The sequence below is a fragment of the Staphylococcus sp. GDY8P57P genome (assembly GCF_017892585.1).
Taxonomy (GTDB): domain Bacteria; phylum Bacillota; class Bacilli; order Staphylococcales; family Staphylococcaceae; genus Staphylococcus; species Staphylococcus borealis.
Genome location: NZ_JAESLK010000083.1, coordinates 213 through 859 on the forward strand (window position 1 = coordinate 213; position 647 = coordinate 859).

At 33.7% G+C, this 647-nt stretch carries 1 protein-coding gene; it reads right to left on the reverse strand.

Features of this window, described 5'->3' with window-relative positions; translation table 11 throughout:
• A partial coding sequence (locus KA878_RS13605; protein WP_245336763.1) for a hemolysin family protein occupies nt 1-647 on the reverse strand: 647 nt, incomplete at both ends.

The following is a 647-nucleotide window of genomic DNA, read 5'->3' on the forward strand; positions in this document are numbered from 1 at the left end:
ACTGGATATCTCGTATAATAGCCATTCTTTACAAATTGAATGGCTTCTTGCTGACTAGCATCACTATTGATCATTGTCATATTATCTTTAGAAATCATACAATCTTTGACGACAAGTTCATCATAAATAAAGACTTTATTAATATGTTCTAGTTCTGTTGATGAAATTTCCCCGCCTTGGTGACTTTCTTTAATCAACATCTTCAATTCTTCTTCAGAGTGATATAATTCTGACTCTTTCGCAGGCTTCATACCAAATAAGCTCAATATCATTCTTGCTGACCCATTTAAAATAAAAATAAAAGGATATAATAATTTGTAAAACAGTATGATCGGTCTTGCAAAGAATAATGTAACTTGTTCAGCTTTTTGAATTGCGATTGTCTTTGGCGCCATTTCACCTACTACAACGTGTAAATAAGTTGCGATAATAAATGCGCTGACTAATGTTAAGACATGAATAACCGTTTCTGATAATCCGAAGCTACTATAAAGTGGATGTAGAATAAACTCAAATGTTGATTCGCCAACCATACCAATTCCAAGTGCTGTAATGGTAATACCTAGCTGACATGCTGCTAAATACTCATCAAGATGTTCGACTACCTTTTTAGCTGGTTGAGCGTTCTTATAATTCTGTTCTGCTAA